22 protein-coding genes are annotated in these 24,347 nt (G+C 67.1%); 3 read left to right on the top strand and 19 right to left on the bottom strand.

Features of this window, described 5'->3' with window-relative positions; genetic code table 11:
- Nucleotides 1-163: 163 nt before the first annotated feature.
- The 7 genes from AC07OX_RS04660 to AC07OX_RS04630 all read right to left on the bottom strand — a co-directional run bounded on the left by AC07OX_RS04660 (nt 164) and on the right by AC07OX_RS04630 (nt 7,371).
- The gene (locus AC07OX_RS04660; protein ID WP_070061255.1) at nt 164-1,324 is read right to left on the bottom strand and encodes an acyl-CoA dehydrogenase family protein; all 1,161 of its coding nucleotides are present in this window, start codon (nt 1,322-1,324) and stop codon (nt 164-166) included.
- A gap of 133 nt (nt 1,325-1,457) precedes the next feature.
- Nucleotides 1,458-2,825, bottom strand: a complete 1,368-nt coding sequence (locus AC07OX_RS04655; RefSeq protein WP_495260040.1) for an MmgE/PrpD family protein — start codon at nt 2,823-2,825, stop codon at nt 1,458-1,460.
- On the bottom strand, nt 2,822-3,757 hold the full coding sequence (locus AC07OX_RS04650) for a polysaccharide deacetylase family protein (protein ID WP_495260039.1): 936 nt from the start codon (nt 3,755-3,757) through the stop codon (nt 2,822-2,824). The genes AC07OX_RS04655 and AC07OX_RS04650 overlap by 4 nt, the downstream gene beginning before the upstream one ends.
- Before the next feature lie 33 nt (nt 3,758-3,790).
- Nucleotides 3,791-4,579, bottom strand: a complete 789-nt coding sequence (locus tag AC07OX_RS04645) for an enoyl-CoA hydratase (RefSeq protein WP_495260038.1) — start codon at nt 4,577-4,579, stop codon at nt 3,791-3,793.
- Entirely contained in the window at nt 4,576-5,772 is a 1,197-nt protein-coding gene (locus AC07OX_RS04640; protein ID WP_495260037.1) for a CaiB/BaiF CoA transferase family protein, read from the bottom strand. Before AC07OX_RS04640 ends, AC07OX_RS04645 begins: the two co-directional genes overlap by 4 nt.
- A gap of 17 nt (nt 5,773-5,789) precedes the next feature.
- Nucleotides 5,790-7,184, bottom strand: coding sequence for an amidase (locus AC07OX_RS04635; protein ID WP_495260036.1), 1,395 nt, complete (start codon nt 7,182-7,184; stop codon nt 5,790-5,792).
- On the bottom strand, nt 7,177-7,371 hold the full coding sequence (locus AC07OX_RS04630) for a hypothetical protein (protein ID WP_070061249.1): 195 nt from the start codon (nt 7,369-7,371) through the stop codon (nt 7,177-7,179). The genes AC07OX_RS04635 and AC07OX_RS04630 overlap by 8 nt, the downstream gene beginning before the upstream one ends.
- 126 nt (nt 7,372-7,497) lie before the next feature.
- Here AC07OX_RS04630 and AC07OX_RS04625 point away from each other — a divergent pair, with 126 nt between their 5' ends.
- Nucleotides 7,498-8,157 carry a GntR family transcriptional regulator gene (locus tag AC07OX_RS04625; protein WP_062469590.1) on the top strand — a complete coding sequence of 220 codons (660 nt, stop codon included), beginning with the start codon at nt 7,498-7,500 and terminating at the stop codon, nt 8,155-8,157.
- On the opposite strand, the gene AC07OX_RS04620 is transcribed toward AC07OX_RS04625, so the two are convergent.
- A complete protein-coding gene (locus AC07OX_RS04620) occupies nt 8,123-9,043 on the bottom strand; it encodes a LysR family transcriptional regulator (RefSeq protein WP_495260035.1) in 921 nt (306 codons plus the stop codon). The genes AC07OX_RS04625 and AC07OX_RS04620 overlap by 35 nt on opposite strands.
- A gap of 49 nt (nt 9,044-9,092) precedes the next feature.
- A complete protein-coding gene (locus AC07OX_RS04615) occupies nt 9,093-10,031 on the bottom strand; it encodes a cyclase family protein (RefSeq protein ID WP_223301353.1) in 939 nt (312 codons plus the stop codon).
- Nucleotides 10,032-10,433: 402 nt separating this feature from the next.
- Between AC07OX_RS04615 and AC07OX_RS04610 the strand changes: the two genes are divergently transcribed.
- A complete protein-coding gene (locus tag AC07OX_RS04610; protein ID WP_495260034.1) occupies nt 10,434-11,684 on the top strand; it encodes an MFS transporter in 1,251 nt (416 codons plus the stop codon).
- 195 nt (nt 11,685-11,879) lie between these two features.
- Here the strand turns inward: AC07OX_RS04610 and AC07OX_RS04605 are convergent, their stop codons facing one another.
- The 6 genes from AC07OX_RS04605 to AC07OX_RS04580 all read right to left on the bottom strand — a co-directional run bounded on the left by AC07OX_RS04605 (nt 11,880) and on the right by AC07OX_RS04580 (nt 18,901).
- Nucleotides 11,880-13,175 carry a porin gene (locus AC07OX_RS04605; protein ID WP_495260033.1) on the bottom strand — a complete coding sequence of 432 codons (1,296 nt, stop codon included), beginning with the start codon at nt 13,173-13,175 and terminating at the stop codon, nt 11,880-11,882.
- 73 nt (nt 13,176-13,248) lie between these two features.
- A complete protein-coding gene (locus AC07OX_RS04600) occupies nt 13,249-14,862 on the bottom strand; it encodes an AMP-binding protein (RefSeq protein ID WP_495260032.1) in 1,614 nt (537 codons plus the stop codon).
- A 1-nt stretch (nt 14,863) separates the two neighbouring features.
- On the bottom strand, nt 14,864-15,847 hold the full coding sequence (locus AC07OX_RS04595) for a Bug family tripartite tricarboxylate transporter substrate binding protein (RefSeq protein ID WP_495263309.1): 984 nt from the start codon (nt 15,845-15,847) through the stop codon (nt 14,864-14,866).
- A gap of 11 nt (nt 15,848-15,858) precedes the next feature.
- A complete protein-coding gene (locus AC07OX_RS04590; protein WP_495260030.1) occupies nt 15,859-17,100 on the bottom strand; it encodes a thiolase family protein in 1,242 nt (413 codons plus the stop codon).
- A 1-nt stretch (nt 17,101) separates the two neighbouring features.
- Entirely contained in the window at nt 17,102-18,088 is a 987-nt protein-coding gene (locus tag AC07OX_RS04585; protein ID WP_495260029.1) for a fumarylacetoacetate hydrolase family protein, read from the bottom strand.
- 12 nt (nt 18,089-18,100) lie between these two features.
- Nucleotides 18,101-18,901, bottom strand: coding sequence for a cyclase family protein (locus tag AC07OX_RS04580; protein WP_159271261.1), 801 nt, complete (start codon nt 18,899-18,901; stop codon nt 18,101-18,103).
- A gap of 95 nt (nt 18,902-18,996) precedes the next feature.
- Here AC07OX_RS04580 and AC07OX_RS04575 point away from each other — a divergent pair, with 95 nt between their 5' ends.
- Entirely contained in the window at nt 18,997-19,683 is a 687-nt protein-coding gene (locus AC07OX_RS04575) for a TetR/AcrR family transcriptional regulator (RefSeq protein WP_495260028.1), read from the top strand.
- Between the two features lie 208 nt (nt 19,684-19,891).
- On the opposite strand, the gene AC07OX_RS04570 is transcribed toward AC07OX_RS04575, so the two are convergent.
- The 4 genes from AC07OX_RS04570 to AC07OX_RS04555 all read right to left on the bottom strand — a co-directional run bounded on the left by AC07OX_RS04570 (nt 19,892) and on the right by AC07OX_RS04555 (nt 24,292).
- Complete coding sequence (locus AC07OX_RS04570; protein ID WP_495260027.1) at nt 19,892-20,251, bottom strand: hypothetical protein; 360 nt, start codon at nt 20,249-20,251, stop codon at nt 19,892-19,894.
- Nucleotides 20,252-20,898: 647 nt separating this feature from the next.
- The gene (locus AC07OX_RS04565; RefSeq protein ID WP_495260026.1) at nt 20,899-22,125 is read right to left on the bottom strand and encodes a class I SAM-dependent methyltransferase; all 1,227 of its coding nucleotides are present in this window, start codon (nt 22,123-22,125) and stop codon (nt 20,899-20,901) included.
- Nucleotides 22,122-22,910 carry a DUF1365 domain-containing protein gene (locus tag AC07OX_RS04560; RefSeq protein ID WP_495260025.1) on the bottom strand — a complete coding sequence of 263 codons (789 nt, stop codon included), beginning with the start codon at nt 22,908-22,910 and terminating at the stop codon, nt 22,122-22,124. Before AC07OX_RS04560 ends, AC07OX_RS04565 begins: the two co-directional genes overlap by 4 nt.
- Nucleotides 22,907-24,292: an NAD(P)/FAD-dependent oxidoreductase gene (locus AC07OX_RS04555; protein WP_495260024.1), complete on the bottom strand. Its 1,386-nt coding sequence runs from the start codon at nt 24,290-24,292 to the stop codon at nt 22,907-22,909. Before AC07OX_RS04555 ends, AC07OX_RS04560 begins: the two co-directional genes overlap by 4 nt.
- Between the last annotated feature and the right edge of the window lie 55 nt (nt 24,293-24,347).

Genomic DNA, 24,347 nt, shown 5'->3' with positions numbered 1-24,347 from the left:
GCAATCAGGCTCTCGAGCTTGACGTCGGTGGCTGCAAGTCCGACGTGGGCATTCGTTGCATGGCAGTCCTTCGCGTACGGCGGCTCCAGGCGGGTTGCCGACACTCAATCTGGCCCGCCTGAGTGTCCGCTTCCACTTGTGTTGCAGCCCCAGCCTGGCTTCTTCAGAACGAGCGCGGCAGACCGAGCAGATGTTCCGCGACATACGCGAGGATCAGGTTGGTCGAGATCGGCGCCACCTGGTAGAGCCGGGTCTCCCGGAATTTGCGTTCGACGTCGTACTCGTTGGCAAAGCCGAAACCGCCATGAAACTGCAGGCACGCATTGGCGGCCTCCCAGCTGGCCTTGGCTGCCAGGTACTTCGCCATGTTCGCTTCCGCGCCGCAAGGCTGTCGGGCGTCGAAAAGCTCGCAGGCACGCCAGCGCATGAGGTCGGCGGCTTCCACCTCGATGTGGCTCTCGGCAATCGGGAACTGCACGCCCTGGTTCTGACCGATGGGGCGGCCGAACACGACACGGTCCTTCACATACCCGGTCACGCGGTCGATGAACCACTTGCCATCGCCGATGCATTCCGCGGCAATCAGCGTGCGCTCTGCGTTGAGCCCGTCGAGGATGTAGCGGAAGCCCTGGCCTTCCTCGCCGATCAGGTGGTCTGCCGGAATCTCCAGGTTTTCGATGAACAGCTCATTGGTCTCGTGGTTCACCATGTTCGCGATCGGCTGTACGGTCAGGCCGTTGCCGATGGCCTGGTGCAGGTCGACCAAAAAGATCGACATGCCTTCGGATTTCTTCTTCACCTCGGCCAGCGGCGTGGTGCGCGCCAAGAGAATCATCAGGTCGGAGTGCTGCACGCGCGAGATCCACACCTTCTGCCCGTTGACGACATAGGTGTCGCCCTTGCGCACGGCCGTGGTCTTGATCTTCGTGGTGTCGGTGCCGGTGGTGGGCTCGGTCACGCCCATCGACTGAAGCCGCAGCTCGCCGCTGGCGATCCTTGGGAGGTAGCGGCTTTTCTGCGCCTCGCTGCCGTGGCGCAGCAGCGTGCCCATGTTGTACATCTGGCCGTGGCAGGCGCCCGAGTTGCCGCCGCAGCGGTTGATCTCCTCCATGATCACCGAGGCTTCCGCGAGCCCGAGGCCGGAACCGCCGTAGGACTGCGGGATCAGCGCTGCCAGCCAGCCCGCGGCAGTCAGTGCATCGACAAAGGCTTCGGGGTAAGCGCGTTGCTCGTCGATCTTGCGGTGGTATTCGTCGGGAAACTCGGCGCACAGCGCGCGCACGGCGTCACGGATGTCCTGGTAGTTGTCGGAAGAACGGTTCATGGTGTATCTCGATGGCAGGGTGAGTGGGGCATCGGCCGCGCGAGCGCGCGCATCCCTTGCGGCCACGAGGGCGCAATGAACGACCGATGCAGGGAACGGAAAGAAGCGAAAGGGGCCGGGCGGCCCCGGGGTGTCAGGCGGGCGCCGTCATCATTGGGATGAGTTCGCGCACGTCAGGCAGTTCCTCGAGCCGGCGCAGTGCCGAATCCAGTGTTTCGGCCTGGGACGGCGGCAGGCGCGGCTTGGCCGAGGCGCAGCAGGCCATGAACTTGGCCTGCTGATCCGGCGCGGGCAGCGGCCGGCCGGGGCTGCCGAGAAAGTGCGGCACGGCCAGCCGCAGCGTGTCGCCCCGTTTGAGCACCACCTCGACCACTTGCGGGCCCAGGGCGTTCGGGTTGGGGTTGCCGTCGTCCAGCACCTCGACCCGGCGTGCCAACTCGAAGGTGCGCGCGTCGTTCAACGCGGGCGGGTCGAAGGCCTCGATGCCCACCCGGCCCTTGCGCAGTGCCGTGGCCACCACGTAGCCCATGCTGAGCTTGGCGCTGGCCGAGTCCATGCCAGGCTGCGCCGGCCGCCCCACGAGTCGCGCGATCAGCGCCGAGGCATGCACGCGCACGGTTTCCACGTCGTCCGCTCCGAAGCCGTGCGCGGCCATGAGATCGACGACCGCATCGACGCCCGCATGGGTCGCGCGGCCGGTGGGGTAGGGCTTGTGGCTCATGCGCGCGATCTGGAAGACCTGGCCGACGTCGTTCGCCACGTCGGCCCAGCGCGACTGGCCGAAGTCATAGAGCGCGAAGTAGCCGAACGGGCCCTCCAGGATGTCTCGTGGTCCCGGGAAGCCGGCACGCGCCAGTTCGAAGGCGGTGACGGCTGCGCGTGCGTTCAGGCCCACCTGCAGGCCGACCGCGGGCGAGCCCTCGGCATGGGCCTGCATGGTGCCGGAGAGGTGGCTGTACATGAGGCCGAGTGCGTTGTGCATCGTGTCGGCGTCCATGCCGGCGAGCTTGCACAGTGCGGCCGTGGCGCCGAGGCCGCCGCACATGGCAGGGCGGAAGAAGCGCATCGGCGCACGCTGCGCCAGCGCGACGTAGATGGCCACGTCGAGTCCCAACGTCACCGCCGTGATCAACGCCTTGCCCGAGACGCCGCCTTCGCGTTGGGCATAGCCGAGCGCGGCCGGCACGATGCAGGCGAAGGCGTGGACCACGGCGACGTCGTGCACCGCATCGAACTCCTGGTTGAACACCTGGTAGGCGTTGAGCATCACGGCCGACGGGAACGGCAGCTTCTCACCGCTGCCCCAGACCGTGACGGCGTCGCCGTCGCCCAGGGACTGCGCGGCCTGCTTGAGGGCCGGCATGCGCGGATGGCGCGAGCCGGAAATGCCGACACCGATGGTGTCGTAGATGAACATCCGCGCCGCATTCACCACTTCGGGTGGCAGGGAGTCGAAATCGCGCGAGCGCACGTGGGCGATGAGGGTGTCGATGGCGTTCATTGAGGCATCGGGACAAAGGGGACGTCGCCGGACCGGGCAACGAGCGGCGCCGGCGCGGGGACCTGCGCGGCGTACCAGTCATGGAGGGACGAGCCCGTCACCACCCGCACCATCGGGTGCGCGAGCAGCAGGTCCAGCATGGCTTCGAAATCGCCGAAGCGGTGGGGCACGCCCATCAGGTGCGGATGCAGCCCGATGGCCAGCACCCGGGGCTGGCCGAGGCGGGCGACTTCGCGCGCAAAGACCTCCAGGGTGCGTTCGAGCCGCAGCTTCATTTCGGGCGAGGAGTGCTTCTCGACCGCATAGATCACCGAATCGTTGACCTCCAGCATGTAGGGCAGGGCCATCAGCGAACGGTGCTCGGTTTGCATCCAGCACGGCAAGTCGTCCAGGCACCAGTCGAACACATGGTCGATGCCGGCGGCGGCGAGGATGTCGGGTGTGTCCGCCGCTTCGCGCAGCCCGGGCGAGAGCCAGCCGCGCGGACGAACGCCGGTGAAGACGGCGATGCGGTCGAGCGACTTCACGATGGCTTCCGCCTGGGCGTGCCCGTCGAGTTGCGCCAGCGACTGCTGCTGCACCCCGTGGCCGATGAATTCCCAGCCGGCCTCCAGGATGGCCTGCGCGGCGCTCGGGTGCGAATCGATCACGGAGGCGTTGAGGCTGGCGGACGCGCGCAATCCGCGACTGCGCAGCGCCTCGATCATGCGTGGCAGCCCGCAGCGCAGGCCGTACTCGGCCCAGCTGAAGTTCGGCACGTCGGGCACCGTCTCCTTGCCGTGCGGCGGCGTCAGCAGCGTGCGCGGCATGGGGCGGTCGAAAGGCCAGTGCTCCACGTTCACGACGATGTGCGCGAGGATGTGGCCGCCGTCCAGCGGCATCAACGGTGGGCGCTCGGACGAGAGTTGAAAGGGGACGCGTGGATTGCTCATGACGGGTTCTCTTGCAGGGTGGCGGTCATCGGTTCAGCTCCCTTCGAAATGCGGCGCGCGCCGCTCGGCAAATGCAGCCTGGCCCTCGGCGTAGTCCCGGCTGGCGAAGCACTGGCGCACCATTGCGTCGATCGCTTCCCGGGCCTGCGCTGTCGGGGGCTCCAGCGTAGCGAGAATCGCGGCCTTTGCGGCCCGCAACGCCAACGGCGCGTTCTGGGCGATCAGCGCCACGCGTGACGCCACTTCGGCGTCGAAGATCTCGGCGTCGATGCAGTCGTTGACCAGGCCCAGGCGCATCGCCTCGGGAGCGTGGAGGCTGCGCGCCGTGTAGAACAGGTCGAAGGTGGGCGGTGCGCCCAGCAATCTCACCAGCCGCTGCATGCCCTCGAACGCGTAGCCCAGGCCGATGCGCGCGGCCGGCATGCGAAAGCGCGCGTTCGATGCGGCGAAGCGAAGGTCGCAGGCGAGGGCGATGCCCATGCCGCCGCCCATGCAGATGCCCTGGATGCGTGCCACCGTTGGCTTGGCGCATTCGGCCAGCACGCGCTGGGCGGTCGCCACCGCGTGGTCGTAGGCGGCCACGGCGTCGGTGCCACTGCGCTGTTGCGCAAACTCGCTGATGTCGGCGCCCGAGACGAAAGCGGCGTCGCCTTCACCGGTGACGACAATCACGCGCACGGCGCGGTCGTCGGCCAGCGCCTGTACGGCTTCGGTGAGCTGCTGCCACATGGCCAGCGTCATCGCGTTGTGTTTGCGCGCATGGCTGATCACCAAGGTTCCGACCCCCGCTGCGGTCTCGGTCCGGATGTGTCCTTCGCTCATACCGCAGCCTTCGCTTGCAGCTGTTCGATGTCGGAAGGCGTGTAGCCGATCTCGGTCAGCATCTCGGTGGTGTGCTCGCCCCAGGCCGGGGCGGCGTGCGCGATGCGCGCTGGCGTGCGCGCCAGCGTGATGGGCTGCGACACCAGCCGGTAGCGCCGGCCATTGCCCGCTTCCACATCCTGCGCGATGCCCAGATGGTTCACCTGGGCGTCCTCGAAGACTTGTGGGATCGAATAGACGGGGCCGGCGGGCACACTGGCGCGGTTCAGCAGTTCGACCCAGTGCGCAACCGTCTGGTTCTTGAAGACCTCGGCCAGGGCCTCGTTGAGTGCCAGCCGGTGTTCGACACGCAGCTTCTCGGTGGCGAATTCGGGCACCGCTCTTAGCTGCGGAGCCTGCAGGCATTCGCACAACCGTACCCAGTTGCCTTCGCCGGACGCGCCGAGATTGAACACGCCGTCGCTGGCCTGGAAGAGGCCCATCGGGCTGCTCGTCGGGTGGTCGTTGCCTGCCTGGGCGGGCACGTCGCCGTCGTTGAGGTAGCGCGCGGCCTGGAAGTCCATCAGTGCCACTTGCGTGTGCAGCAGCGAGCCGTGCACCCATTGCCCCTGCCCGGAACGCTCGCGCTCCAGCAGCGCGATCAGGATGCCCGCTGCTGCATAGACGCCGGTGCCCGAATCGGCCACCGCGAGGCCGGCGCGCACGGGGCCTTGCGCCGGAAAGCCGGTGACCGACATCAGTCCGCCCATGCCCTGGATGATCTGGTCGAAGCCAGGGCGCCAGGCATAGGGACCGTCCTGGCCAAAGCCCGAGATGCTCGCGAGGATGATCCGGGGGTTGACCGCGCGCAGCGCCTCGTAGTCGATGCCCAGTCGCGCCTTGACGTCGGGGCGCCAGTTTTCCACCACCACGTCGGCTGTTTCCACCAGCCGCATGAAGGCCTCGAGCCCTTCCGGCTTCTTGAGGTTCAGCGTCATCGATCGCTTGTTGCGGTTGAGGTTCTGGAAGTCGCCGCCCCAGCGGTCGGCTGCGAACATCGCCTCGTTCGGGTCGACACCCGCCGGGGGCTCGATGCGGATCACGTCGGCGCCGAAATCCGCAAGGATGCGCACGCATGTGGGGCCGGCGCGAACGCGGGACAGGTCGAGCACGCGAAAGCGTGCGAGGGCAGGGGAGGCGTTGATCTTGGGCATGGTTTCTCCGTGGGAAGTCAATGAAGCAGGGCGCTGGCGCGACGGACGTTGCGCGCCGCGGGAACGGAAGGAGCGCCCGTCGGCGCGGCGAACTGGTGCCCGAAGGCCAGCAGCTCGGCCTCGGCGCCCGGCGCACCGATGGCCTGGATGCAGACGGGCCGGCCGCGCGCATCGGTGCCGATCGGGAACGACAACGAAGGGAGCCCTAGGTAGTTCACGAAGGCGTGGTAACGGTGCAGCGCGACCAGTTCGCGCGGGTCGAAGCGGTCGGAGGTGGTGGTCACCGTTTGCGCGTCGGGCACGCCGCGCGGCAGCGAAGGCAACAGCAGCACGTCGGCTTGCGAAAGGTGCCCGGCGACGAAGGCGTCTCGCCAGCCCGCGCGGGCTTCGCAGGCTTGCCGGTACCAGGCGGCCGGGACGGCCCAGCCCGGCAGGAGAATCGACTGCGTGATCGGCGCCAGCGAGCCGAGTGCTTGGCGCACGCTGTGCGCATGCGTGGCCGCGGCCTCGACGTGGAGCACGATCTGGGCAAGACACGACAGTTCGTCGAGCCCGTGCAAGGACGCGCGGTGCCATGCCACTGCGTGCGAGGTGGCGCGAGATTCGAAGGCCCCGAGCCGGCTTGCAACGTCGTCGCGCAGGTCGGGCTGGTCCAGTGCCGACGCCACGCGCCAGCGGCGGTGGCGCGACAGGTCTTCCTCGATGCCTTCCATGCTGAGCAGACGCTGCGCCATCGGCGCTTCGTCGGGCAGCAGCGCCGCGAACACATGGGCCGCATCCGACACCGAGCGCGCCACCACGCCGACGGTGTCCAGCGACGGCGCCAGCTGCGACACGCCACCCGCGTCGATCGCGCCGGCGCCGGGCTTGAATCCGACCACGCCGCAGGTGGATGCGGGAATGCGCACCGATCCCGCGGTGTCCGTCCCCAGCGAGGCCCGGCACAAGCCGGCAGCCACCGCCACCGCCGAGCCGCTGGACGACCCGCCGACCGCCGCCGCCGGGTCCAGCGGATTCAGCGGTGCGGGAAAGTGCGGGTTCTCCGCGGTGGCGCCGCAAGCGTACTCCGCCATCACAAGGGCGCCGAGGTAGGTCGCGCCACGCTCGGAGAGGCGTTGCAACGGGGCGGAAGGAGGGCTGATCAACGCATCGGCCGCAGCGCCTTCCGGTCGTCCTTGCCCTGCGGCGCGCAGCCCTGTGCCGAACACATCCTTGTGCGCCATCGCGATGCCGGAGAGCGGCGCATGCGCGACCGGCCGGCTGTCCGTCGCGCGCTCGACCACGCAGCGATGGATGGCAGCGCCGCGCTCGAAGGCCTCGCGCTGCAAGGCCAGCGCTTCGTCGGCCGAGCTGGCACCCGTGGCAATCGACCGGCGCAGCGCGGCGATGGAGGGCGTGCCCGCATCACTCATGCGCGTGCTCCACGGGGCGGATGTCGAACGGCGGTGTGGTGCCGGCGGCCAGACGGCTTGCCATGGGCGCCAGCCGTGCCAACGTGCGCGCCGCGCGGACCTGAAGTCCGGGTGCGGCATCGATGCCATGCAACTGCAGGCTCAGCGTGACCCATGTCTTCCATGGCTCGAGGGTGGGGTCGGTCAAAGCGGTCTCCTGGCACCGTGCGCTCTCTCTGGAGCAGGTAAAATTAAAAGATGGATGAGGTCTATAAATATATTTATAACTCACAAAAATGTTTTATTCAATCGTTGTTTTACGGGAGCTCGCCCCATGAAAACCGCTGAACGCATCCGCCTTGCGGTCGAGGAGTCCATCCGCGACGGCACGCTCCTGCCCGGAGACACGGTGGACGAACAGGCGCTGATGACGGCCTACGAGGTCTCGCGCACGCCGGTGCGCGAGGCGCTGCTGCAACTGCAGGCCCAGGGCCTGGTGGAAAGCCTGCCGCGTGGCGGCATGGTCGTCGCGAAGATGGACATGACCCAGCTGCTGGCCATGTGGGAGCTGCTGGCCGAGCTCGAGGGCCTGTGCGTGCGGCTGGCCTGTGAGCGCATGACGCCCGAAGAGCGGCTCGACCTCGCCAAGTCGCACGAGCGCGCCGCCGCCGCGGTCAAGAAAGAAGACGTCAAGGCCTGGCAGGAGCACAACCGGCGCTTCCACGAGGCGCTCTACCAGGGGGCGCGCAATCCCTACCTGCGCCAGGAAATCCTGCGGATGCGTTCGCAGACCGGCGCCTACAGGCGCCACGCCTTTGCCGCGTTCGGTCGCCTCAAGTCGTCATGGGAGCAGCATTCCAAGCTGCTCGACGCGATTCAGCGGCGCGATGCCAGGGCGGCGGCCGAACTGATGGTCGAGCACATGAGCCCCGGCCAGGGCTCGACCAACTTCGCATCGTTCATGGCGGCGCTGCCGAAGGAACTGATGGGGTGAGCGGCGGCAACTGCTGCTTCAGGAAGGTGACCAGCGCGTGCACCTTCAGCATCAGGTGGTCGCGCGTCGGGTAGACCGCAAAGAGGCGCCGCGGCGGCGCCACGTAGGCGTCGAGCGCGGTCTGCAGCGAGCCATCGGCCAGTGCATCCTTCACCATCACCGACGGCACCAGGCCCAGCCCGACGCCCCGGCGCATCGCGTCGATCAGCAGCAGGCTGTTGTCGGCGCGGAACGTGCCGCTCACCCGCACACGCGCGCGTCCGTCCGGTCCGTCGAACACCCATTCATCGCGGTCATCGCCCAGCAGGTACTGCAGGCAGTTGTGGCCCGACAGGTCGGCGGGTGTCGCGGGCCGGCCGTGGCGCTCCCAATAGGCGGGTGCGGCGCACACCACGCGGGCCAGGTCCATCAGCGGCATGGCCACCAGGCTCGAATCTTCCAGCCGCGCCTGGCCGCGCAGCGCGACGTCGATGCCTTCGCGCACCAGATCGACCGGCCGGTCGTTCAGCCGCATCTCGAGCTCGATGCCCGGGTGTTGCGCCTGGAACGCATGCAGATACTCGTGTAGATGCGACAGCGTGAGAGAAACCGGCGCCGCCACGACCAGCCGCCCGGTCAACCCGCGGCTCACCGAGCGGACATCGGTCAGCGTGCGCTCGGTGTCTGCCAGCGTTCGCTGGCAGAAGCTGTAGAAGCGTTCACCGGCTTCGGTGAGCTGCATGCTGCGCGTGGTTCGCGCGAGCAGGCGGCAATCGGTCCAGGCTTCCAGCGACTGGATGGCCTTCGTGACAACCGAGTTCGAGAGGTTCAGCGCGCGCGCGCCAGCGGCCAGGCTGCCCTGCTCGACGACGCGGCAAAAGTACTGCATGGCAGCGTAGCGATCCATGGCGCCGAGCGTACCAGCCGACGAGGCCAACGCAGCACGCGCGAGCGTCTCAGCGCCGCAGCGGGATGGCGATGGGGCGCATCGGTGCGGCGTCGCCGCCACGCAGCTTGAGCGACGCACCGATGAACGCGAACTCGTAGACGCGGTCCTTGGCGAGCGCCTCCAGGTTGACCAGCTCGATGATCGGCGCGCCCTGCTGTGCGAGCAGGTAGGTGTGCACCGGCACGTAGTTGTCGTCGGCATCGGGCGGGAAGGTTTCAAAGCTCAGGTTGTCGGCACCCACGACCATCGCGCCACCCGACTCCACGAGAAAGCGCGCGGCATCCACGCTCATGCCCGGTGGCGAATCCATGTAGGCATCGGCCTTGTCGTAGAGCTTCATGCGGCCGGTGCGGATCAGGACCACGTCGCCTGTCTCCAGCTTCACGCGCTGCTTGTCGAGCGTCTCCTGCAGATCGGCCCGGGTGACGCGGTAGCCGGGCGCCAGCATCTCGACGCCCTTGGCGGCGGCAACGTCGATCAGGACCCCGCGGGCCACGATCGGCGGGATGGTCTCGGCGCCGGTCTTCTTCCAGCCGCGGTCGCCCAGGTGTTCGCGCGCCTCGAAGCCGTTCCAGATCTTGCCGTCGAGGCCGAAATGGTTGAGCGCGTCGATGTGCGTGCCCATGTGGGTGTACATCGAGATGGCCGCGCCGGTGTAGCTCACGTGCTTGTTCTGCGTGTGGCCGACGCCCATCGGGTCGTCGACCACGGTGCCGTGCGGCGTGTGCGTCATCCAGATCTGGTAGCGCGGATCGCCGATGCCGTGCCAGCTCGGCATGCCGACGAAGTACTCGACCGACAGGTCGTACACACGCGCACCGTCCGCGCGGGAAAGCACCTGGGCCTTGGTGCTCGCGGTCATGAGGTTGAGTCGGCCGAGTTCGTCGTTCGGGCCCCACGGGCTCTTGCCCACGACGGGGGCTGCGAAGGCGAGGGTGACGCTCATTGCACCCCATAGAGACGCTGCGGCGCCGATCTTGCGTATCCATTGCGACATTGAAAACTGCTCCATTTCGTTCGGTTGCTTGGTTGGCTTGGCACGCACTGCGCGGTGCCAGGTGCTGACCTTAGGAGGAACGAAGTCGCGCGGAAACCGCGCCGGCGGCAAAGGACCTTTCTCGATTCGCGAACGATGAAACCGGTGAAGAAAGATCCCACGGAGGGTAACTACCAATGTGCGATGGAGTGCCTATAAATATATTTATAAACATTATGCGTACACCATAAAGGGCGGCGCATTCCTGGAGTTCTGTCATTGAAGAAAAAGGAAACTGCTGTGGACGCTACCTCCGTCTCATCCCTCGCGCGGCCTTCGGCCGGCGCCCATTCCCCCTCGGACCACGACCGCATGCACCGCAAGATCGCATGGCGGCTGGTGCCGTTCCTGGTGTTCCTGTTCCTGCTGGCGTGGATCGACCGCGTCAACGTGGGCTTCGCCAAGCTGCAGATGCTGCAGGACCTGCAGTTCAGCGAAGCGGTCTACGGGCTGGGTGCCGGCATCTTCTTCATCGGCTACTTCCTGTTCGAGGTGCCGAGCAACCTGCTGCTGCAGAAGATCGGTGCGCGCAAGACGCTCGCGCGCATCACGATCCTCTGGGGCCTCACGTCGATGGCGATGATCTACGTGGAAACGCCCACGTCCTTCTATGTGCTGCGCTTCCTGCTCGGCGCATTCGAGGCCGGCTTTTTCCCGGGCGTGATGCTGTACCTGACGTACTGGGTGCCGGCGCATCGCCGCGGCAAGATCAACGGGCTCTTCATGACCTCGTTTGCCATCGCGGGCGTCGTCGGCGGGCCGCTCGCAGGGCTGATCATGAGCGGCATGGAAGGCGTCGCGCCGTTTCGAAACTGGCAGTGGCTCTTCTTGCTCGAAGGCATTCCTTCGGTGCTTGCCGGCTTCGCGGTGCTGGCTTGGCTGCCGGACCGGCCCCAATCCGCACGCTGGCTGACCGAGGCCGAGAAGCACGCGCTGGCCGCCGAACTGCAGAAGGAGAACGCCGACGCCCCCAAGCAATCGAGCTTCGGCCGGGCGTTGCGCAACCCCATGCTGTGGCTGTGCACCGCCGCCTATTTCTGCATCGTGAGCGGCAACGCCACCATTGCGTTCTGGACGCCCTCGATCGTCAAGGAGCTGGGCGTGAAGGGCACGCTGAACATCGGCCTGCTGTCGGCCATTCCGTTCATTCTGGGAACGGTCGCGATGGTGCTCAACGGCATGCATTCGGATGCCACCGGCGAGCGGCGGCGGCACTGCGCCTATGCGACGCTGATTGCTGGCGTCGGGCTCGTGGCCACCGGCGTGTTGATCGAGCAACCTGTGTTCGCCATGGTCGCGTTGAGCTTCGCGACCATCGGCATCCTCGCCGCCTTTCCCGTGTTCTGGTCGATCCCCGCTTCCTTTCTCACGGGCACCGCTGCGGCGGGTGGCATCGCTTTCATCAACTCGGTCGGCAACCTGGCGGGGTTCGCTGCGCCCTTCACGATGGGGTGGCTGAAGACGTCGACGGGAAGCGTGGCCGTGGGCCTCTATGCGGTCGCGGGACTGGAAATCATCGCGACGCTCGTGCTGTTGTATGCGATGCGCAATCGAGCACGCTAGACAGTGGTGCATCGCTCCCTCTGGATCCTTGCCGTTGCACCGCATGCGCCTTGTGAGTCAAAGAGCGTTGCCCTTCTGGGCCGGAAGAGACGGCCCCTGTGCGGGCCTTCCCTTTGCCCGGCAAGCGCGCAGCGCTGCAGCACGCGGGAGTTCAGGGCCGACCACCTGGAAGGTCCGCAGTGCGAGTCGGTGCCCTCAGAAGGCGTGCCGAATGCCCATGTCGTAGCCGGTGGTGCTCGAGGGGACATAAGGTGCGCTGATCCCGGCGATGCCGTTCGCAAACCTCACCCCGCCTCCGGGACTGATGGCCATCGCCGCATTCACAGACCCGTTCCACTTCATCTTGGTTCGCGCAACAGTGGCATAGAGCGCGGTGCGCTTTGACAGGTTGTACACATAGCCGACGGCGAACTTCTCGATCCTGGCGTCGTTGTCTTGCGCCCATGCAGCGGGATTCAAGGCATTCACCGCATGAGGAGATGCGTAGTTCACGCGCGAATAGGACGCACGGATCAATCCAGGCCCGACCGGGGCCGTGATGCCGATCAAGCCGCCGGTGTACTTTCCATTGCTCTCGTTCCTGAAGGGATACGGAATACCGCCGATATTGGCTACGTTCATCTTGCTGCGCTCATCCCTGATCTGCGACAACTGGCCGAACAATTTGACGACATCGAAATCGTAGGAGACCCCAGCGTTGAGGATCTTCAAACGGTCCTTGTCGAATCCGCTGAGATCGTCCTTGGTGTCTTCCTGGTAGGCGATGGCCAGGTTGAGCGGGCCACGTTGATAGCCGAAGCGCCCCCCGACGTTTCGTCCGCCCTTGCTCGGACTGTGGCTCACGCCACTCTGCTTCAGGTTCTCATGCAGCGAGTACATGACCTGGCCGTAGAACCCGCCAAGATGGCCCGGCAGGAAATAGCCGACGCTGTTGGAGGCGCGAACGTAGTTGTCAAAGGGCATCAGGTTCGTGGGCGACTTTCCGTGGCTGGTGGTGAGCCCCGTGCCGATCGGATTCCATAGGTTCGCGCCAACCCCGACCGTGCCGAAGGGATCGAAGACCGTCAGATTCCAATAGGTCGGCACGTAGTCGCGGCCCAGGCGCACTTCGCCAAACGGCCCCGACAGGCTGACCGTCGAGCGGCGGTCGAAAACGCCAAGCCCCTGGGCTCCGTCGTCCGGTGTGAGTGTGGATTCCAGCCAGAAGCCTGCAGCAAGCCCGCCGCCCAGATCTTCCTGTCCGCGAATGCCCAAGAGAGAAGGGGTGTGCGCGCCCGACGCGAGCTTCGTGGCGCCTTGCGAGATGGATGCCGGCGCTGCCAGGGACCACCAAGGCAGGCCTGCGGGCAGCACGCTCTTGGTCTGGTAGTGGCTCACCGAGATGTCGATGACGCCGAAGAGCGTCACAGAAGACTGCGCCCAGCTCGAAGGCCCGATGAACAGCGATGCAAGTGAGATGGGAAGAAAAAGCTTACGCCCGTGGTTGTGCATGAATGTCTCCTTCGTTGTTGTTGATTGCGCAGGGGAAAAACGGCCTGCCGCCGCCTGCGCCCAGGTCTTGTGTCTAGGCTGAGGGCGCCTCGAACACGGTCGCGACCGTCCCGTCGCGCAGCCATTCCTCCAGAACCCGCGCCAACGGCTTTTCCGACGCGGTCTTGGGGATCGCTTCGATGGCCATCAGCCGCCCGGGAAGGGCGTTCTTCGACAGCGTCTCGCGCAAACGCGCATGGAGCACCGAAAGGTCCAGGTCGGCGTGATGGGGGACGACGGCTGCGACGACATCGCGTTCGCCAGGCGCCCCCGAGGCCGCTGCCGTGCCGAACACAAACGCATCGCGGACCAGGCCGGTGTCCGCGATGGCTTTCTCGATCTGAGCAGGGTCGATGAATTCGCCGTTGCGGCGAATGCCATGGCCGCGGCGGTGCTCGAAGTAGAGCCAGCCGTGCGCATCGGCGCGCACGATGTCGCCGGTCCAGAGCCAACCATCCTTGCCTTTGCTCTGCGAGGCCTGCGGGTCTTCGAAGTACGCGATGTCGAAGGGCGCGCCGCTGGCCGGCCGGAACGCCAGTTCGCCGGGCGTGCCCGCAGGCGCATCGCTGCCGTCTTCGGCAACGATGCGGACGGAGAACGCCGGGTGTGGGCGGCCGATGCTGCCGATCGGTCCTTTCCCGAAGGGGTTGACCGTCAGCCCGCCTTCGGCGGTGCCGTAGAACTCCAGAACGTGGACGCCGAAGCGCTGCTCGAAGTCGCGCCAGATGGCCTGCGGCATGCCCGCGGCGACGACGAAGCGCACGACATGATCCCGGTCGCCGGGCGACGGCGGCTCGCAATAGACGGCGGTGGTCATGCCGCCCAGCAGGGTGAAGGCGGTGCACCGGTGCCGACGCACGATCTCCCACAACCGCGACTTGGTGAAGCGGCGCGACATGACACAGGCGATCCCGAGCCTCAGGGCTGCACCCAGCGTGACCAACTGGGCATTGGCGTGCGTCAGCGACAGGCCGGAGTAGAGGCGATCGTCGTCGGTGTAGCCGAAGGCGGAGGCCGCCAGTGCCGCCGTGTCGACGAAGCGGCGGTGGGTGATCACGATCCCCTTGGGCTCTCCGGTCGTGCCGGAGGTGAAGAGAATCTGCATGGGGTCATCGGGATCGACGGGCGTGAAGTGTGCCGAGGGGAGGCCTGCCTGTGTGTGGCGGGCCAGCAGTTGCGCGTAGTCCAGCGCTTCGCAGGCGTGCGGCGCATCTGCCGCAAGTTCGCCCGAGACCACACGCACGACCCAGCGCAGGTGGGTGGCGCGCGGTCGAATCTGCGCGACCGCAGCGGCGGCATAGTCCGCCGCGATCACACCCACGCAGTGCGTGCGATCGATCAGTGCGGCGAGCCTGTCGCCTTGCGCCCGCGCATCGATCGGTACCAGCACCGCCCCGAGGTGCGCGGTCGCCACCATGGCTTCGACGAACTCGGGGTGGTTCGCCATCACCAGTGCGATGGCGTCGCCGCGTCGGACACCGAGACCTTGCAGGGCCCGGGCCAGCGCCAGGCCGTTCTCGTGCAGTTGCAGGAAGCTGCGCTGCTGCTCGGGCAAGGCCGGGCCCGCCTCGAACGTGAGGGCGATCGCATGGGGACGCGTGCGTGCGTGATGGCCGACGAGATCGGCCAGGGTCTTGAAATCCGTCATGTCAGTCTGCCTTGATGCCCGTCTTGTCGATCAGGGCCTTCCATTGCGCCGTCTCTTGCGCCGTCAGCGCAGCCAGTTCAGCCGGTGTCGAGCCCTCGGGTGTCAGGCCGAGTTGCAGCAGATGGCTTCGGAATGCGTCGCTCTTCAGGATCTGCTGCACTTCGGCGTTGAGTCGCACGATGACCGGCGCGGGCGTGCCCGCCGGTGCCCACAAGGCGTTCCAGCCGCTCAGCTCGAATCCGGGCAGGGTCTCCCGGACCGTCGGCACTTGCGGCAGGACGGGGAGTCGCGTGGGTGTGGTCACCGCCAAGGCCTTGACGCGACCGCCGCGAACGAGCGCCAGCGCCGAGGCCTGGGGCTCGAGCCGGACCTGCACGCGCCCCGCCATCAGCTCGGTGTTGGCATTGGCGCCGCTGCGGTAGGGCACATGCAGCAGATCGATGCCGCACTGCGCCTTGATCAGTTCCATGCCCAGGTGGAAAGCACTGCCGTTGCCGGTGGAGGCATAGGCCAGCTTGCCGGGCTCGCGCTTGGCCAGGGCGATCAGCGACGGAAGGTCGGAGGCCGGCAAGCCGCTGTGGGCGAGCAGCACGTACCCGCCGCGCGCGACCAGGCTGATCGGCGCCATGTCCCTGGCCGGGTTGTAGGGCAGCCGTGGGTAGAGGTGCGGGTTCATCGTCGCCACCTGGTTCATGGCGTAGAGCAGCGTGTGCCCGTCGGCGGGCGCCTTGAGCGCCTTGTCGGTGCCGATGATCCCCGAGGCCCCCGGCATGCCTTCCACATAGACGGGGTTCGACAGGCGTGCCGACAAAGCTTCGGCGATCAGGCGAGCCACGATCTCGGGTGCGCTGCCGGTGGTCGCGGGCACGATGACCTGGATCGGTTTGGACGGCCAGGCCGCCGTGGCGGCTCTGGCAGCGTTGCCGACGAGGCTGGACAAGCCCAGGGCGAGCGATTGCCCGAGGAGAGTGCGTCTGGAATACATGGTGGCGTGCTTCATGTGCGTTGTGCAGCCCGTTCAAGAATGGTGATGGTCGCGGCCGCTTCCTCGTGGCCCAGGAAGCCGCCGCCGTTCTCGGCGAGGGCCAGGCGCGCATTGGCCACCTGTCGCCCGCCGGCCTCGCCGCGCAATTGCAGGACGAGCTCATGGATCTGCATCAGGCCGGTGGCGCCGATGGGGTGGCCCTTCGACTCCAGTCCCCCCGAGGGGTTGACCGGCCGGCGGCCGCCCAGTGCGGTGTGGCCATGCTCCGCGAGCCATCCACCCTGGCCGGGCTCGCACAAGCCCAGGTGTTCGCACTGGACGATTTCTCCGAAGGCCGTGGCGTCATGGACCTCGCTCACGTCGATGTCCTCAGGCCCGACGCCGGCATCAGCGTAGGCGCCCAGTGCCGCGCGGCGGCTGATGGGCGTCTCGCGTCCATCGACGCGGTCCGATCCGCTGACGAGAACACTGGCCCGCACGCGCACCGCACGCTTCGCATCGAAGCGCTCCAGGGCGTCCTCGCGCACGATCAACGCCGCAGCCGCGCCATCGCCGATCGGCGCACACATCGGCAGAGTCAGGGGCCAGGTGATGGCGCGGGCCGCGAGCACCTCGTCGACCGACATCGCGACGCGATGCTGGGCCAACGGGTTGTGCACGGAGTGGCCGTGGTTCTTGGCGGCCACATGGGCCAGCTGCCGCTGCGTGGTGCCGTGGCGTGCCATGTGCGCGCGAGCCAGGGCCGCATAGATGTCCATGAAGACGCTGCGTTGCTGTGCGACGGCGGCTTGTGTGGGGTCCTCACCAGCTTGTTGTGCAAGAAAGCGCAGCAGTGCCTCAGGCCTTTCGGCGTCATGGGCGCCATCGAAGATGGAAAAGGTGCGGGCTTTGTCCGGGTGCGACAGCTTCTCCGCTCCCACCGCCAATGCGACGTCACACAGCCCGGCGCGCAGATGGGCGCAGGCGAGGTAGAAGGCGGTCGAAGCACTGGCACATGCGTTCTCGACGTTGATGATCGGAATGCCATCCAATCCTGCCTCGCGCAGCGCCACCTGACCACCGATCATGTGCTGTCCCTGCAGCAGCGACTGGCCGACGTTGGCGAAGAACGCGGCACCCACCTGATCGGTCGTCGCGCCGGCGTCGGCCAGGGCGAGATCGATGGCCTGGCAGGCCATCGTGCGCAGCGCAACGTCCGCGAAGCGGCCCGTGGGCGTGCTGCCCACGCCCACGATGTACAGCGGAACCGTCATCTCAGGCCTTCGCTGCCGCGGCGGGCACTGCCGTGCGGCGGATCCGGTTGCGCAGCGTGCCGATGCCCTGCGCCTCGAGTTCGATGACATCGCCATCGCGCAGCAGCCGGCCGGTCTCCACGCCACAGCCACCTTCGAAGGTGCCCGAGGCGAAGAGTTCGCCAGGGTGCAGCGTGCACGAGCGACTGGCATAGCTCACGATGTCCTCGAAGGTCAGCTGCATGTCGGCGGTGCTGCGGGTGGTCTGGACGACACCGTTGAGCCTCGACTGCACCTGCAGCTGGTAGAGGTCGGGGATCTCGTCCAGCGTGGCGATGCAGGGGCCGATGGCATAGGCGCCGTCGAAGTCCTTGCTCTTGCCAGCCGGGCTGCCTTCAGCCACTTGCGTATCCCGCGCGGTGAAGTCGTTGAACAGCGTGACCCCGAAGATGTGGTCGCGTGCTCGCGACACGGGGATGTCCTTGCCACCCACGCCGATGACGACGGCCAGTTCGAGTTCGTAGTCCAGCGATTCGGCGAAACCCGGCCAGGCGATCTCGGCATCCGGCCCGGTCATGTTGAGCGGATTGCCGGTATAGAAGCGAGGCACGGTGAACCAGTTCGGGGGCAACTCGAGCGAGCCATCGGCTCGTGCGGCGGCCATGGCGGCCTCCGGGTCGGCCGACCGGGCGGCCAGTTGCTCGGCGCGTCGCCGCAGGAAGAACCTGGGGTGCTCGATCATGGTTCCCCAGTCCCGGATCAGCGGCGGATTGGGCAGCGGGGGAAGCAACGCGGCGCCGACCAGGGACTCTGCAGCGCCGCCGTGCTTGGCGATCTGCGCACGCGCAAGGTCCCAGGATGCAGGGCCTGCGCGCAGGAAAGCCAACGCAGAGCCGAAGGCCTCTTCGCCAGGGTGGCGAGCCGTGAGGTCCAGCACGCCGTCGACGCCGATGAGGGCACCGAGGCGAGGTGCGTCAAAGCCCTCACGCACGAAAGTCACGATACGCATTGAAGTCGCTCCTCAGTTGGACAGGAAGGCCACGGCACGGGCGGGGGCTGCGCTGGCGCGCGCCAGCTTCAGCGGGAAGAAGCCCACGTGGAAGCCGCGAAGCGGCAAGGCACCGAGGTTGCACAGCTGCTGCACGATGAAGGCCTCCTTCTCGCGGATCGCCTTGTGGCCGTCCCACAGCTGCTGCTTGTCGCCCGTGTCCCTGAAGGCCTGGGCCATCACGGCGAAGGGACGGTCCCAGCCGACCGCATCCGTGCCGAGCACGGTGGCCCCTTGCTCCGACAGGAACAGCGTGCCTTCGCGGCTCATCCCCGGGTACTGAAAGAAGGCCGGCTCGCCCAGGCGATATCGCTCTTGACCGGTCCGGATCAGCACGGCGTCGCCGGGACGGATGGGCTCGCCCACTGCGGACAACGCCTGGCGAAGCGCATCGACGGGGATGGCCTGCCCAGGCTGCGCCCAAGGGCGCACATCGAGCACCTTGCCGGGGCAGAAGAGCTCGTTCAGTTCGACCTGGTCGATGGTGCGTGAGGTTCGTCCCTCGCAGGTCGACCCGCTGTGCAGCGGTGCGTCCACGTGCGTGCCGCAATGCGACGACATGTCGTTGAGCACCTCCGAACCCCAACCCTCGCCGTCGGGCAAGTCGTCGTGGCTGCAGCCGAAGAAGTGGCAGAAGCGGTCGCGGCCGTCCGGCGTCGCCGGGTGGGAATAGTCCACCCGGGGCGCCACCACGCCCGCGGCGGCGGCCATGGCGGGAGGAAGCAGATCGCGGTCGTGCGGGTCCAGCGTCGAGGACAGATCGATCAATCTCATGAAGTCTCCTTTAAGTCATACGTGCGTATAAATATACAACTGTATGATTTCAAGGATTGGCTGTCAACGAACTTCAATACCTCGCCACTTCCCTCATGCCCAAGCCCACCGCAGCGAAAACCGCCGTCTCTTCGAAGCGGCAGGCGCTTTCCGACACCACCGCAAACCAGATCCTCGATGCCGCCGAGGCCCTGTTTGCTGCACATGGCTACGGGGGCACCAGCATGCGAGCGATCGCGGAGCGGGCCAACGCCAACCTGGGAGCCTTCCATTACTACTGGGGATCGAAACAAGCGCTGTGCAAGGCAGTGCTGGAGCGCCGCCTTGGGCCGGTGATGAAGGAGCGCAAGGAGCGCCTGGATGCATTCGAGGGTCGGAAGGTCCCGTTGCGAGACATCCTGCGGGCCTCCATGGCGCCGTCACTGCTTGTCGCGGGAGCCAGTGTCCAGGAGCGCGAGTCGTTCCGCGCGTTCTACGGCCGCATGTTGATGGACCCTGCCGATGAAGTGCATGCGCTGACAGCCTCCATCGTGGACGACTTCGCGCGACGCTTCGTGGATGTCGTAAGCCACGAGCTTCCTCACTTGAGCAGCGAAGAGTTCTACTGGCGCGTCATCTTCGTCTACGGAGCCTTCTTCTATGCGCACAGCACGCACACGCGGGTGCAGGCGCTGTGGCCCGAGAAGCTGCAGCAGACCAGCATCGAGGCCGGTGTCGACTTCCTGGTGAACTTCATCGAGGCCGGTCTCAAGGCAAAGCCGGCGCCCAGATCCGCGGGTTGACGGGCCACCTGACAGACAAGCGTCTGGTTCGGGGGCAGCACTGAGATACGTGATTCGAATGTTCCGGTCGCGCTGGCGGCCATGGCACTGCTCGTCTGAAACAGGAGGCCGGAGCGCCAATAACAGGACCCCTCACGAACACCGGCCGCAGTGATCGAGATCGAAAGCGACGCGATCAAATGACGCTCAGGAAATGCGACTTCGTTCTCTACGCCGCGCCTTCCGGCATGCCATCAGCACCAAATGCAACACCGCGCTCTTCCAGCTTCTCGCGCGCGGCGTGGTGCACCACGCCGCGTTTGCGCGTGTCGGACTCCAGCAGCCTGCGCAACGTGGCCTGGCTGACATTGGCATTGCGCACCACTTCCATGCGGACGCCCCAGAACTTGTCATTCGCAAAACGATCCAGGATCTCTTCGTCTGCATCCGGGTTCATGGCCGCCACGGCGCGTATGGCCTGATTGGGATCAGTCAAGAAGGGCTCGAGCTCAACCGCATTGGCCGCTCCACTGGCAGCGATGTAACGAAGCGCCTCTGCAGCTTTCTGTTCAGTTGTCTTTTTGACCATTGCACTCTCAAAGTGATGAAGCTCACCTAGCTTCTCATGCGCAATGGTTGATGCATCCGAATTCCGGCTGCCCGGGTCGGATATACGGCCATGGATCCCGCAAGAATCCTCGCGACCTGTGGGGGGCGAAACGACTTTCCTCCAGCTTTCGGCTCAAGCCGGCGACGATGGCCGGGATCATCGGCGCGTCGCCGCGAGCGCTCAGTGCATCGAGTTGTGCATTGCCGAGCGAGCAGGCGGCAGTTGCTGCGATCGCATAGGGAATTTCAGGTCCAAGGGAGTTCCAATGCGGTCTACGACAGGCCGTTCTACGGGCTTGCCTGCCGGGATCGTCCTTAAAGCAGACATCGGCGGCCCCGAGTCCGGCGGCGGAAATCGTTGCATAGCAGCCCCTCGCAAGGATGAGCTGCCGGATTGCGCCCAGCACGCTTCTACCGCTTTCGGCGCGCTCTCAACAGCCGATAACTGGGTATTCAACTTCTCCCGCTCGTGTCACAAGCATGAATTTGGCGTCCCCGGCGGTCACCCGAACTGCGGCAGCGGTAGGGCGTGCAGAATTCCACCAGCCTCACTTCTTTCCCGCTGAATCAGGTAGTACCGCGGCGGGTCACCCTGCCAAGAAGAAGGAAGAGCGCGGCGCGGGCTGATCAGCCGGGTCCGGCTTCAGCCACGCGCAACCGGTAGAGACCGACGTCGACGAGCCCCGCGCGGAAGCCGGCCTCGCAGTAGGAGAGGTAGTAGGTCCACAAGCGCTTGAACGCGGCGTCGAAGCCGAGCGGCTCGATCTGCGGCCAGGCGGCGAGGAACCGGCGACGCCACTCTGCCAGGGTTCGCGCGTAGTCCTTGCCGAAGCAGCGAGAAGCCTCGATCACCAACCCTGCGCGTTGCGCCTGTTCCCGCAGCACGCGCGGACTTGGCAGCATGCCGCCGGGAAAGATGCAGTGCTGGATGAAATCGGTCCCCTGGCGGTAGCTGTCGAACTGCGCATCGGCGATCGTGATCGCCTGCAGCACCACGACGCCACCAGGCTGGAGGCGCTCGCGCAAGGTGGCGAAGTAGGTGGGCCAGTAGGCCTCGCCGACGGCCTCGATCATCTCGATGGACACGATGCGATCGAACCGGCCCTGCACGTCGCGGTAGTCCTGCAACCGCAGGTCGACCCGGTCGGCCACGCCCCAGTCCTGCGCGCGTTCGCGGGCGAAGGCCAGTTGCTCGCTCGACAGCGTGACGCCGGTGACGCGCGCTTCGTGCCGGCGGGCCAGGCTCGCGGCCAGCGTTCCCCAGCCGCAGCCGATCTCGAGCACGTCGCCCCCTTGCGGGGTGTCGAGCATGTCGGCGATGGCGGCGAGGCGACGCGCCTGGGCGGCTTCCAGCGTGTCGTCGTCGGCGTCGCTGAACATCGCGCTCGAATACAGCATGCTGTCGTCCAGCCAGTGCCGGTAGAACGCGTTGCCCAGGTCGTAGTGGAACGCGATGTTGTGCCGGCTTCCGCGCCGGCTGTTGCCGTGGGTCAGGTGCCGCAGCCGCGCCGCCCAGCGCGCCAGCCCGCGTCCCTTGAGCAGCGATCCCCAGGCCGATTCGTTGGCCAGGCCGAATTCGAACAAGGCCAGCAGGTCCGGACTTTCCCACTCGCCATCGCGAAATGACAGGGCCAGGCCCAGATCGCCTTGCAGCGCCAGGTGCAGCAGCGGGCGCCAGCTCAGCAGGCGCAGGCTCGCGTGCGGCCCGGGTTCGCGGCCGACCACCTCGATGCACCGGCCGCCCGGAAGGCTCAAGCTCAGCCGGCCGAAACGCGTGCGGGCCAGCAGCCGGCGCAGCGGGGAGAAGACCGGCGCGGCATCGAGGGCGGGTGCGGAAGGTGTGGTCAGGCTCATGGGGTCTTGTTCGAAGGAACGATGGTGAGGTCGTGGTCGGGGGCAGCCGGTCGCGGATGCAGCGGCACGCGCTTGATCCACAGACGCAGGGCCTGCCAGTGGATGGCGGCCACCACCTTGAGGGTCAGCAACGGATGCGTGATGAACACGCGCAGCAGCGCCAGGTCGCTCAGGGGGACGCGTTGGCCGTCGAGCCGCGCGTTGAGCACGGCGCCAGCCGCGTCGTGCACGCTGATTCCGACCGAGACCGCCTCGCCCGGCGGTGCGACGCGGAACCGGTAGTGCAGGTCCATGCCGTTGAAGGGGGAGACGTACATCTGCTTGTCGCAGTGCTGCTCGACGATGGACGCGCCGTCGTCAGCGACGGGGATCAGGTAGCTGTGCCGCTGCCCGAAGGTGTTGTTGACCTCGTACAGCAGCGCCTGCAGCGCGCCGTCGGGTGCATGGCAGAACCAGACGCTGAGCGGGTTGAACACATGGCCGAGCAGCCGCGGCATGGCCAGCAGCCGGATCGCGCCGCCGGTCGGAAGGCCGGCCTCGCGCAGCCGCGCCTCCACCTGGACCCGCAGGTCGCGGCCCGAGCCGTCGCCATGGTCGGCGGCATGGAAGCTGAACAGGTTGAACCGGTCCACCGAGAAGCAGCGCAACCGGGCGTGCAACTGCGGCAGTTCGTCGATGTCGATCAGCAGGTTGTAGACCCGGTAGCTCAGCCGGTGCCGCTTCGGCCGCAGCCGCTGGTGCATGACGCGTCCGATGTAGAGCGCCGAGCCTTCGTGCGCATTCATGGTGCGACGGTCTGTGCGCCTTGCGGCAGGTGGATGCGCCCGGACTCCTGCGCCACGCGCCAGGGCCGGCGTACGCCGCCGAGCGCTTCGGCGACGGCCAGGCCGGCCTGCAATCCGTCCTCGTGGAAGCCGGCGCCGAAGTAGGCGCCGCAAAACCAGGTGCGGCGCTGGCCCTGCAGCTGCCACAGCTGGCGCTGCGCGGCCATGGCCGCGGCATCGAACAGCGGGTGGTCGTAGACCTCGGTGCGGATCAGGTGCTCGGGCCGCGGGTCGATCGCCGGGTTCAGGGTCAGGAACAGCGGCTCGGCCGCCGCGCCCTGCGGCAGGTGGGGCTGCAGCCGGTTCATCCAGTAGGTCACCGTCGGGGCCGCCCCGCTGCCGCGCGTGCCGAGGTAGTTCCAGCTCGACCACACGGCGCGCCGCGCCGGCATCAGGGCGGGGTCGCGGTGCAGCACGGCCAGGTTGCGGCTGTAGGGCAGGGCACCGAGCAGGGCACGCTCGGCACCGGTGGGTGCGTCAAGCAGCGCCAGCGAGCGGTCCGCATGGGTGGCCAGGACCACCTGGTCGAAGCGCTCGGGCCACCAGCCGGCGCTCGTGCGAAGCCGCACACCTGCCGGCTCGCGATGCAGTTCGAGCACGGCCCGGTCCAGCTGGATGCGGTCGGCGAAAGGCTGGCTGAGGCGCTGTACGTATTCGCGGCTGCCGCCCACCACGGTGCGCCAGATGGGGCGGCCGCTGATCTGCAGAAGCCCATGGTTCTCGCAGAACCGAACAAAGGCGGCCACCGGATGGCGACCCACCTGCGCCGCTGGCGTGGACCAGATGGCCGCAGCCATGGGGTAGAGGTGGTCGTCGCGAAACGCGCGGCCATAGCCGTGGGCATCCAGGTAGTCGTCGAGCGCCTGGTCGCCTGCGACCTGCGCATCGCGCGGAGCCTCGCGGTAGAACCGCAGCAGGTCGCGCAGCATGGCCCAGAAGCGGGGGCGCGCCAGGTTGCGCTTTTGCGCGAACAAGCCGCGCAGGTCGGTGCCGGCGTATTCGAGCCCGCCGGCGTCCAGGCTCACTGCGAACGACATGTCCGAGGCCGCGGTCGGCACGGCCAGGTGCTGGAACAACGCGGTGAGGTTCGGGTACGCGGGCTCGTTGTAGACGATGAAGCCGGTGTCCACCGGCACGCTGCCGCGCCGGCCCGGTGCGTCCACGGTATGGCTGTGGCCGCCCAGCCGGGGCTCGCTCTCGAACACCGTGACCTCGTGGCGCTGCGACAGCAGCCAGGCGCACGACAGGCCCGCGATGCCGGTGCCGACGACGGCGATGCGCTGGCCCGAGGGCACCGAGGCAGGCATCGGCAAGGCGGCAGGCGGGGCGAGAAGAGGCAGCATGGGGAGTCTCCGTCGGGTCGTGCTGCCTGTACGCAGGAAATGGCCGTTTGGATTA

It is taken from the genome of Variovorax sp. GW821-FHT09D07 (genome assembly GCF_059416345.1).
The sequence above is the reverse complement of the archived record's forward strand: the minus strand, read 5'-3'. Positions and strand labels throughout refer to the sequence as shown.

Coding starts and splice junctions, on each gene's coding strand:
- AC07OX_RS04575 (WP_495260028.1), top strand. CDS start 18,997: ATGCCCAAGCCCACCGCAGCGAAAACCGCCGTCTCTTCGAAGCGGCAG.
- AC07OX_RS04565 (WP_495260026.1), bottom strand. CDS start 22,125: ATGAGCCTGACCACACCTTCCGCACCCGCCCTCGATGCCGCGCCGGTC.
- AC07OX_RS04555 (WP_495260024.1), bottom strand. CDS start 24,292: ATGCTGCCTCTTCTCGCCCCGCCTGCCGCCTTGCCGATGCCTGCCTCG.
- AC07OX_RS04625 (WP_062469590.1), top strand. CDS start 7,498: ATGAAAACCGCTGAACGCATCCGCCTTGCGGTCGAGGAGTCCATCCGC.
- AC07OX_RS04590 (WP_495260030.1), bottom strand. CDS start 17,100: ATGACGGTTCCGCTGTACATCGTGGGCGTGGGCAGCACGCCCACGGGC.
- AC07OX_RS04570 (WP_495260027.1), bottom strand. CDS start 20,251: ATGGTCAAAAAGACAACTGAACAGAAAGCTGCAGAGGCGCTTCGTTAC.
- AC07OX_RS04655 (WP_495260040.1), bottom strand. CDS start 2,825: ATGAACGCCATCGACACCCTCATCGCCCACGTGCGCTCGCGCGATTTC.
- AC07OX_RS04600 (WP_495260032.1), bottom strand. CDS start 14,862: ATGACGGATTTCAAGACCCTGGCCGATCTCGTCGGCCATCACGCACGC.
- AC07OX_RS04605 (WP_495260033.1), bottom strand. CDS start 13,175: ATGCACAACCACGGGCGTAAGCTTTTTCTTCCCATCTCACTTGCATCG.
- AC07OX_RS04560 (WP_495260025.1), bottom strand. CDS start 22,910: ATGAATGCGCACGAAGGCTCGGCGCTCTACATCGGACGCGTCATGCAC.
- AC07OX_RS04660 (WP_070061255.1), bottom strand. CDS start 1,324: ATGAACCGTTCTTCCGACAACTACCAGGACATCCGTGACGCCGTGCGC.
- AC07OX_RS04650 (WP_495260039.1), bottom strand. CDS start 3,757: ATGAGCAATCCACGCGTCCCCTTTCAACTCTCGTCCGAGCGCCCACCG.
- AC07OX_RS04585 (WP_495260029.1), bottom strand. CDS start 18,088: ATGCGTATCGTGACTTTCGTGCGTGAGGGCTTTGACGCACCTCGCCTC.
- AC07OX_RS04640 (WP_495260037.1), bottom strand. CDS start 5,772: ATGCCCAAGATCAACGCCTCCCCTGCCCTCGCACGCTTTCGCGTGCTC.
- AC07OX_RS04620 (WP_495260035.1), bottom strand. CDS start 9,043: ATGGATCGCTACGCTGCCATGCAGTACTTTTGCCGCGTCGTCGAGCAG.
- AC07OX_RS04610 (WP_495260034.1), top strand. CDS start 10,434: ATGCACCGCAAGATCGCATGGCGGCTGGTGCCGTTCCTGGTGTTCCTG.
- AC07OX_RS04635 (WP_495260036.1), bottom strand. CDS start 7,184: ATGAGTGATGCGGGCACGCCCTCCATCGCCGCGCTGCGCCGGTCGATT.
- AC07OX_RS04615 (WP_223301353.1), bottom strand. CDS start 10,031: ATGAGCGTCACCCTCGCCTTCGCAGCCCCCGTCGTGGGCAAGAGCCCG.
- AC07OX_RS04595 (WP_495263309.1), bottom strand. CDS start 15,847: ATGTATTCCAGACGCACTCTCCTCGGGCAATCGCTCGCCCTGGGCTTG.
- AC07OX_RS04580 (WP_159271261.1), bottom strand. CDS start 18,901: ATGAGATTGATCGATCTGTCCTCGACGCTGGACCCGCACGACCGCGAT.
- AC07OX_RS04645 (WP_495260038.1), bottom strand. CDS start 4,579: ATGAGCGAAGGACACATCCGGACCGAGACCGCAGCGGGGGTCGGAACC.